Source organism: Myxococcus sp. CA039A (assembly GCF_013336645.1).
GTDB classification, from domain to species: Bacteria; Myxococcota; Myxococcia; order Myxococcales; family Myxococcaceae; genus Myxococcus; species Myxococcus llanfairpwllgwyngyllgogerychwyrndrobwllllantysiliogogogochensis.
Map to the genome: position 1 here is coordinate 29,751 of NZ_JABUMQ010000062.1, position 9,937 is coordinate 39,687.

Below are 9,937 nucleotides of genomic sequence, written 5' to 3' on the forward strand. Positions count from 1 at the left end.
GTCCTCAACGTCGACCGCGTTTCAGGGCACGCGCGCGCGTTCGAAGATGATGCGAGCCCTTGTACGAAGGTCTTGCTCGCGTCCGCGCGCGGGTGAGCGCGGGCAGGGCCTTACGGCCTGCGGGCCTGCCAGATGGGCGTCACGTCGCGCACCACCGTGCCCGCCTCGGGAATGTCGATGACCTCGCGATAGATGCCCCTCCGGTCGTTCGTCACGAGGAAGAGCGTCGCCTTGCCCGGCGGAAGGCTCCGGAAGGTCATTGTTCCATTCTCGCTGCCTTCGTGAGGTAGCGAGCGTTCAGGCAGTTCGGCGTCCTGGTGGTTCAAGACCGAGTGAGGGACCTCGCCCGCGAGCAGGGCCGTCACGCGGCGAGCAGGGCCGTTCACGCGCAGCTCCAGGGTGGCGCCCGCGGAGCGGGCCTTCAAGGTGACGGAAACGTCACCGCTCGAGGGAATCTGGACGTGTTGGGGCGCGTAGGTCTCGAAACTCCCTTCAGGGGGGCTGGCTCGCGCCTGGTAGTCGCCTGGCGGGAGGCCTCGCACGACGACGCGCGGACTGTCTGGTGAGACTTCGACCCTCGTACGGGACAGGCCCCTGTCTTCGCGGTCCAGGAAGACGGAAGCCCGCGCGGGCTGGCCCTGTGCGTCCAGGACGGAGACCTCCACCCGGGCGCCTTTATCGAGGAGCACCGTGAGGCCTTCCTGGGGGCCCGGGGCGAGCGTCAGCCGCTTCGTGGGGTACCCTTCAGCCATGACATCCAGCGTGGTGGAACGCTCGTCCACGTGAGGGATGGAGAAGGAACCATCCGGCGGCGTGAGCTCCTGGGTCCAGTGAGGCTCCAGTGGATCTCCGTGCAATGCCTCCGGGTTGATGAAGAGCATGGCGCGCGCCACCGGAGCGGAGGACTCCGCGTCCAGCACGTGTCCGGCAACCCTGCGTCCTGGAGTCAGCCGGACTTCGCCCAGGTCCACCACCTCCGCGTCGTGATGCACCTCGACCTGTCGGACCACGGGCGCCAGGTTTTTCGCCTGGAGCACGACAGTCCACGAACCCGCGTGCTCCACGTTCAGGGAGAACTCGCCGCGGGGATGCTCCACGGTGCGCCCCCCGAGTTGGAAGCGGGTGAGGGGCTTGCCGTTGGGACCCACCACGCGGCCCTGGATGCGTCCCTGTCGCGACATGACCAGGCGGACAGGCGGTCCTCCCTCTTGGGCATGAAGTGAATCCAGGCCGGGCTGGCCTCCCGTGGAAAGGGCGGGCACGAGGTGAAAGGCCTCCTTCGTCACGCTCAGCTCCACCTCCCGGTTCGGCAGATTCCGTAGCGTGAAGCGACCATCTGACTGGGTGCGAGTGAAGGGGTCCCTGGACGAGCGGTAATGGCCCGCTCGCCACGTGGGGGTGGCATCAGGAGGTTCATGGATGAAGACCCCGGCACCAGAGAGGGGTTGTCCCCCGAGGTCCTCGACTCGGCCGGACAACGTCCAGCCGGCCGCGAGGCGCAAATCCACGTGGGCCTCTTGTTGGTCGCGCAGTTCCAGGGGCTGGGTGGCGAAGCGCTCCACGGCTCCGGATTCGTGGGCGGCTTCGAGCATGAACCGACCCCGCTTCAATCCCCCGAACGCATAGCGGCCTTGCGAGTCCGTCCAGGTCTTGCTCACCGCGTTGTCCATCCATGGATTGCTCGCCAGGTCTTCCTTGGGAGGCACGGCCAACAAGCGCACGGGGAGCCCGGGCATGGGCGTGTCCAGCTCATCGAAGACCGTGCCGGAGACCGTGGCTCCCCGTTTCAAGACCCAGTGGACCTCCGCATCCGGGGCCCGGACCTGGAGTTCTTCCTGCCGGAAGAGAGGGTCCTTCGTGAGCTTCAGGAGGAAGGTTCCTGACTCGGGGAAGTTCAGGTGGAAACGGCCCTGCTCATCCGACAAGGCCTCGTAGGGCGCGAGGCGTCGTGCGTCGTCGGTCTTGGAGAAACGAGGGTTGTCGACCGTGATGAGCGCGCCTGGCACGGGCCGACCTGCTTCATCGACGATGACCCCGTCGACCCAGAGTGGAGTGCGCAGGGTGAAGTCGAGCCGCTGCGTGCCGGGGGCCAGCTTCTGGAGGGATGCCCTGGCTCGAAAATGGCGAGGAGCGGTGACGTCGAGGTCGTGGGGGATGGGGGGCAGCGGGCCGAGCCGGTAGTGGCCCGTGGCATCCGTGGTGACCTCCGTGCGCCACTGGAGCCTGGCACGCTCCAGGAGGGTGATGGTGGCGCCCTCGATGAAGGCTCCAGACTCGTCGCACACGGTCCCCTCCAGGAGGGTCGCGCGATTCAACTCCAGGATGACCTCGGACGCGGGGGCGTGGGTCATCACGTCGACCTGGGTCCTGGCGTGGAACTCGTCCCGGCTGGCATCGAGCTGGAACAGATGCGAGGGGAGTGCCTCGAAGGCGAAGCGTCCCTGGGCGTCCGTGGTGTCTTCGGTCCCGGGACCATGCCCCGTGCTGGTGAGGTCCCGCAGAAGGACTGTCGCGTTGGGGACAGGGGCTCCCTGGAGCATCACGCGGCCGACGACGCGTCTGGGCCGCAGGAGTTTAACGCGCATCTCCATCCGCGGGCTTTCAAGGGAGGGAAGCCAGCCGTCCTTGGCGAAGGCGAGGACATAATCGTCTCCGATGGGGAGGGGCCCGATGCGATAGCGCCCGCCCGTGTCCGTTTCCCCGTCGAAGAAACGCGTGGAACCCTGATGCACGACGGTCACCTGGACCTGGGCCAGGGGCGCGAGGTCCTCGTCGATGACCTGTCCCTCCAGGAACACGCCTTCCTCGAGCCGGAGCCGGAGCCCCTGTGTTCCCGCTGGGACATCCGGTTGCAGACGCGCTTCTCGCGAGCCGATGGCCCAGAGTGTGAAATCTCCCTCGGGGAGGTTGTCGAGGATGAAGCGACCGTCCTCCGCGGTAAAGGTCTCCGCGTACATGGGAGCTTCTCCCTGGCGCGAGAGGAGCAGCTCCAGGGTGGGGCCCGGGTCCGTGAGGAAACACAGCGGAAATCGGTCACGGTCTCCGCGACGGTGAGGCAGCACCTGCTCACAGGTCAGCTCGGAGAGTGTTTGACCTGCCTCGGGATGCGTGGCCGTGACGCGGACTCCGGCGAGCGGGCCTTCATCTCCGAGCACGACGCCCTGGATGCTCAGCGTGCCTTTGGGACGTGGCGCGGGGGGCGGGAGCACGAAGCCCGTTCCCGTTCGAGGCGCGAGTGCTCGCTGGGTGGCTGTAGGCGCTTCGGGCTTTTGGGGAAGAAGCCCACCCAGGATGCCCGCCAGCACGAGAACTCCGATTGCGACCATCACCCGTCGCTGCACCCGCATACCGCCTCCGCTCGCCACGCTCGCGAATTCAGCCGCGGCTGTGTCCGGGGCACTGACACCCAGGCTGGGATTTGGTTCGCGCGGTGATGGCTTTGTCGCGAGACGTGCGCGTATGCGGGGCGCTTACGGCCTGAGGGCCTGCCAGACGGGCGTCACGTCGCGCACCACCGTGCCCGCTTCGGGAATGTCGATGAGTTCCCAATGGATGTAATCCTGGTTCGGCCTCATCAGGACGAGCGTCACCTTGCCAGGAGGCAGGTCTCGAAAAATCCTGGCTCCGGCGTCGCTGGGCTTACTGTGCAGTCCGCGGCTTTCCAACTCACTGACGTCACCGGCGCTCTTCGGCGGAGGGATTTCACCCGCGAGGAGGATGGGGCTCAGGTTGTCATCGGTCTTCACCCTCAGCTTCAAGGCAGCCCCTTCGGGCTGGGCCTTCAGGGTGATGGCCACCCTCCCGCTCGCAGGAATCTGGACGCGTTGGGGCGCGTAGGTGGCGGGGCGCTCGAAGGGAGAGATGGCTCGCACCTGGTAGTCGCCGGGCCCCAGGTCTCGCACGACGTACTGGCCGCTCTCAGGGACGAGGATGGGGTCAGCGGCCATGGCCTCGCCATCGCGGTCCAAGTAGACGGTGGCGTCAGTGGGCTGCCCCCGCGCATCCACGACGGAGAATGCCACGCTCGCACCTCGCTCGAGGAGCACCGTGAGACCTTCATGAGGACCGGGTGCCAGCGTCAGTTGCTTCAATGGGTAGCCAGGGGCTTCGACGAACAGCGTGAGGAGCTGCTCCTCCACGTTGGGAAACGAGAAGGAGCCATCCCGACTCGTCGTCACATGCCTCCCGAGCCGTTTGAGTGGCTCTCCGCGCATCTGGCCTGGAGCGACGCGAAGGCTGGCGCCCTCGACGGGGGCGGATGTTTCCGCGTCCAGCACGCGCCCAGCCACCTGTCGTCCGGGACTCATCCGCAGCTCGCCCAGGTCCACGACTTCAGACCCGTCATGCAGCTCGACGCCGCGAGACACCGGCGCCATTCCCCGTGCGCTGATGTTGATGCGGAGCGAGCCCGGACCGTCCACGTCCACGGAGAACTCGCCGCGTGGGTGCTTGACCTCCCAGGGCATTGTGAAGTGCGTGATGGGCTTTCCGTCGGGGCCCACGACGCGCCCCACGACGCGCCCCTCCCTCTTCATGACCAGACGCACCTGGGTGTCACCCTCGCGCACGAGAAAATCCCCGAAGTCGTGGTGACCACCCGTGGAGAGGTGGGGTGCGAAGCGGAAGCCCGTACTCCATACGCCCAGCTCCAATTCCGGGTGCTGGAGGTACCGCAGCGTGAAGCGCCCATCGGCCCCCGTGCTAGCGGCGGGCGGCTCGCCACAGCTCCTCCGGCGACGTCGCCACTCAGGCACCTGCTTCGAGGTCTCGAAGATGCCGACCGCGGCATCCGTGATGGGCTGGCCGGCGGTGTCCTCGACGATTCCCGACAGCATCCAACCCGCCACCAGTCGCAGGTCCACTTTCGCTTCTTCCTGGTCGCGCAACTCCACCGACTGGGAAGCGCTGCGCTCCAGGGCTTTGGATTCGTGGAGGGCTTCGAGCATGTACCGCCCCGACTTGAGTCCGCCGAGCGTGTAATGACCTTGTGGGTCCGTCGTGGTTTCGCTCACCGGGAACGCATCGGATTCCTTGCTCCACAGGCTCACCCTGACCTTGGGCAAGGGCGTTCCCAGTTCATCCCAGACCGTCCCCGAAACACTCGCCCCCTGTTTCAGGACCCAACGGACATTCGTGTCGGGAGCCTGGACCTGGAGGTGGTCCTCCACGAAGCGCTTTGACCGAGACTTCAGGGTGAAGGTGCCAGGCCGGGCGAAGTCCAGGTGGAACCGTCCCTCTTCATCCGACCGGGTCTGGAGGCTGCCGATGGCGAGTGATTCATCGACGGGCTCTTGCTCCTCCTCGTGAAGCTCGATGCTGACGTCTGGAATCGGGCGGTCTGCCTCATCGAGGACGACTCCATCGACCCAGACGGCGGTGCGGAGCGTGAAGTCGAGTTGCTTCGTGCTGGGACCCGGCTCGGGGATGGCTTGCTTGATGCGGAAGTAGCGACTCGCCTGAACCTCGACCTCATGGGGCCTGAGGGGCAGAGGGCCCGTCCGATAGTGGCCCGCGGCGTCGGTCCTTGCGCTCGCTGCTTCGTGCTGATTGACGCCACGGACGGAGATGGTGGCTCCTTCGATGCCAGCTCCAGCCTCGTCCCGCACGCTTCCGTCGAGAAGCGCCGCACTGCCCAGCTCCAGGGTGACCTCGGACGAGGTCCCGGGGACCGTCAAGTCGACCTCGGCCAGTGCGTGTTGCTCGCTCTGGCTGGCACTGAGCTGAAAGGAACGGGGAGGGAGAGCCTCGAAGGTGAAGCGCCCCTGTTTGTCCGTGATGCGCATCGCGGAGGGCGGGCTCCTGTACCACCGCAGGGTTACGTCATGCAGGGAGACCGTCACGTCGGGGACGGGTGAGCCCTGGCTCAACACCTGGCCGGTGATGCGCCTGGGGCGATGGAGTGTCAGGGGCTCCGAGAGTTCCTGGCTCACCAACGTGGGAAGCCAGCCGTCTTTCGCGAAGGAGAGGGCATATCTTCCGGAAGGAAGCGGACCGATGCGGAAGCTGCCGTCCGTTCCCGTTTCCCCGTCGAAGAAGCGGGTGAAGCCTTGATGCACGGCCATCACCCGGACCTGGGCCAGGGCCGCGAGGTCCTCGTCAATGACCTGTCCCTCCAGGAACAAGGCTTCTTCGAGCCGGAGCTGAAGTCCCTCCGTGCCCGCTGCGACTTCCTGCTGGATTCGTGCGTCGCGCGCTCCGATGGCCCAGAGGGTGAAGCGACCTTCGGGCAGGCTGTCGAGGGTGAAGCGACCCTCTTCCCCGGTGAGTGCCTCCGCGTACACGGGTGCCTCGCCCTGGCGTGAGAGGAGCAACTCCAGCGTGGTGTCTATCTCATCGAAGAAGCACTCTGAAAACTTCGAATGACTCCCGCCGGTGTAACTCCGCAGCACCTGCGAGCAGGGCAGCTCGGAGAGTGTATGACCTGCCTCGGGACGCGTGGCCGTGACGCGGACTCCGGCGAGCGGGCCTTCATCTCCGTGTACGACGCCCTGGATGCTCAGGGTGCCTTCGGGACGCGGCGCGGGAGGAGGCAGCACGATGCCCGTTCCCGTTCGAGGTGCGGATGCGCGAGGCGCAGAGGTGGCGGTAGGGGCTCCGGGCTTGAGGAGGAGAAGTCCACCCAGGATGCCCATCAGGGCGAGAACTCCGAATGCGCTCGTTGCCCGTCGCTGCACCCGCATGCCGCCTCCGCTCGCCACGCCCGCGAATGCAGCCGCGGCTGTGTCCGGGGCACTGACACCTGGGCTGGGATTTGGTTCGCGCGGTGATGACTTTATCGCGAGACGTGCGCGTATGCGGGGCGCCTACCGCCGGATGGCCTGCCAGACGGGCGTCACGTCGCGCACCACCGTGCCCGCTTCGGGAATGTCGATGACCTCGCGATAGCTGCCCCGCCAGTCGTTGGAGATCAGGATGAGCGTCAGCTTTCCGGAGGGGAGGTTCCGGAAGGTCATCGTTCCCTCCTTGCTGACTTCATGAGGAAGGGAACGTTCGCGCAGTCGCGAGAAGTCGTAGCCCTCGCGCGACCAGGAGTCTTCGCCGGAGACGAGCACCAGGGTGTAGCGCGGGGGGCTGCTCACGCGCAGCTCCAGGGTGGCGCCTTCGGACCGCGCCTTCAGCATGATGGAGACTCCGCCGCTCGCGGGAATCTGGATGCGCCGCGAGTCGTAGCTTTCCAGCCTCCCTTCGCCAGCAGCGGCGTGCATCCAGTAGGCGCCTGGCGCGAGGTCTCGCACGACGAAGAGTCCCTCGGCGGGGACCTCGATGGTGTAGGGGGACGATTCCCTGCCTTCACGGTCCAGGAAGACGGTTGCGCTCGTGGGTTGACCTCGCGCGTCCAGGACGGAGAACACCACCCGCGCGCCCTTCTCCAGGCGCACCGTGAGGTCTTCCTGGGAACCTGGGGCCAGGTTCAGTTTCCTGGAGAGATAGCCGCGGGCCCGGACGTTCAGTGCGGAGGAGCGCTCGTCCACGCGAGCGATGGAGAAGCTTCCATCCTTCGCGGTGTATGCCTGGGTCCAGTATGTGTAGGGGTGGAGCGTCACGCTGTCGAAGTGTTCCACGTCGGGGACGAGCAGGGCGCCCTCCACCGGGGCGGAGGTCTCCGCGTCCAGTACACGTCCGGCCACCTTGCGTCCCGCGCTCATCCGAAGCTCGCCCAGGTCCACCACCGCCGTGTCGTGAGGCACCTCGACCTGACGGAATACCGGCGCCAGGCCCTCAGCCTTAAGGATGACGGGCCACGAGCCCGCGCTCCCCACGTCCAGCGAGAACTCGCCTTGGGGATGCTCCACGTCCTCTCTCATGAGCTGGAAGCGCGTGAGGGGCTTGCCGTCCGGGCCCACCACGCGCCCGTGGATGCGGGCCCGTCGCGACATGACGAGGCGGACAGGCGGTCCGCCCTCATGGGCATGCAGTGAGTCGAGTCCGGGTCTGCCGCCGGTGGACAGGTGAGGCGCGAGGTGGAAGGACTGCTTCGTCACGCTCAGTTCCACGTCCTGGCTCGGCAGGTTTCGCAGCGTGAAGTGCCCGTCTGACCGGGTGCGCGTGACGGGGTCCGCGGCGTGGTGGCGATGGCCCACGCGCCACTTGGGAATGGAGTCCGGCGGAGACTGGATGAGGATGTCGGCTCCGGAGAGCGGTTGTCCTTGGGTGTCCACCACGGTGCCTGACAGCGTCCAGCCCGCATCGAGGCGCAGGTCCACGTGGGCCTCCTGCCGCGCTCCCAGCTCCAGGTGTCGGGTGACGAAGCGCTCCACTGCGCCGGATTCGTGGACGGCTTCGAGCACGTACCGTCCTGGCTTCATGCCCCCGCATGCATAGTGGCCTCGCGTGTCCGTCCGGGTCTCGCTCAGCACCTCCGGCCACGGGCTGCTCGTCGTTCCTTCTTCGGGCGGCTCGGTCGACAGGCGCACGAGGAGCCCAGGCATGGGCGTTTCCAGCTCGTCGAAGACGGTGCCGGAGACGGTGGCTCCTCGCTTCAAGACCCAGCGGACCTTCGTGTCCGGGGCCTCGACCTGGAGTTCTTCCATCCGGAAGCGAGGCTCGTCGAGGAGCTTCAGGAGGAAGGACCCCGGCGTGGGGAAGTTCAGGTGGAACCGGCCCTGCTCATCCGACCGGGCCTCGTAGGGCGCGAGGAGGAGCGTGTCGTCGGTGTCCTCGGAAGGAGGATTGTCGACGGTGACGTACACGTCCGGGACGGGGCTCCCTGCTTCATCGACGAGGACCCCGTCGACCCAGAGCGGGGTGCGCAGCGTGAAGTCGAGCCGCTTCGTGCCAGGACTCAGCTCCGCGAAGGATTCGCCGGTGGGAAAGTGTCGAGGGGAGGTGAGCTCCAGTTCATGGGGCGCGAGGGACAGCGGGCCGAGCCGGTAGTGGCCCATGGCGTCCGTGGTGGTCTCCACTGACTGGCGCTGTGCTCGACGTTCCTGGATGAGGAGGCGCACGCCTTCGATGGCGGCTCCGGCTTCGTCCGTCACGGTGCCTTCCAGCATGGCTCCGGGGCCCAGCTCCACGACGACCTCTTTCTGGGTGTCGTGGGTCTTCATGTCGACCAGGGCCCTGCCGTGGTGCTCGCCCTGGGTGGCGTCGAGCTGGACGTGATGCGAGGCGAGCGGCTCGAAGGTGAAGCGTCCCTGGGCGTCCGTGGTCTGCTGCTTCGCGGACCCTGGGGGCATGATGCCCCGCTCGTTGAGGGTGATGTCTCGCAGTTGGACTGTGGCGTGGGGGAAGGGGGCGCCCTGTTTCGTCACTCGACCGACGAGGCGACGGGGACGCAGGAGCTTCACGGACTCGGCGAACCAGGAGTCCTTGAGGTCGGGAATCCAGCCGTCTCTTGTGAAGGCGAGGGCGTAGTCTCCGGCGGGGAGCGGGCCGATGCGAAAGCGCCCGTCCGCGTCCGTCTCCACGTCGAAGAAGCGGGTGAAGCCTTGATGCACGGCCATCACCTGGACCTGGGGCAGGGCCACGAGGTCCTCGTCGATGACCGTGCCCTCCAGGAACACGCCCCCTTCGAGCCGGAGTTGGAGTCCCTCCGTTCCCGCGAGGACTCCCGGTTGCAGCCGCGCACCTCGCGGGTCGATGGCCCAGAGGGTGAATGCTCCCTCGGGGAGCTGTTCGAGGGTGAAGCGGCCGTCTTCGTCCGTGACGGTCTCCGCGTACAGGGGCGCTTCTCCCTGGCGGGAGAGGAGCAGCTCCAGCGTGGTGGCGGGCTCCGTGTAGAAGCACAGGGTGAAATCGCGACGGTCTCCGCGACGGTGGGGCAGCACTTCCTCACACGTCAGCTCGGAGAGTGTCTGATGTGCTTGGGAGCGGGTGGCGGTGATGCGGACTCCCGCGAGGGGGCCCTGGTCTCCGTGCACGACACCTTGGATGCGCAGGGAGCCTTCGGCCCGTGGCGCGGGCGCGGGGAGGACCAGGCCCGTGCTCTTTCGAGGCG

3 protein-coding genes are annotated in these 9,937 nt (G+C 67.0%); all 3 read right to left on the reverse strand.

Features of this window, described 5'->3' with window-relative positions; translation table 11 throughout:
* Positions 1–110 precede the first annotated feature (110 nt).
* Positions 111–3,209 (reverse strand): carboxypeptidase-like regulatory domain-containing protein, encoded by a 3,099-nt coding sequence (locus HR086_RS13175; protein ID WP_174465793.1) that lies wholly within the window; start codon positions 3,207–3,209, stop codon positions 111–113.
* A gap of 261 nt (positions 3,210–3,470) precedes the next feature.
* Positions 3,471–6,536, reverse strand: a complete 3,066-nt coding sequence (locus HR086_RS13180; protein ID WP_174460264.1) for a carboxypeptidase-like regulatory domain-containing protein — start codon at positions 6,534–6,536, stop codon at positions 3,471–3,473.
* 267 nt (positions 6,537–6,803) lie between these two features.
* Positions 6,804–9,937, reverse strand: a 3,134-nt coding sequence (locus HR086_RS13185; RefSeq protein WP_174465794.1) for a carboxypeptidase regulatory-like domain-containing protein, incomplete at its 5' end; no start/stop codon positions are given.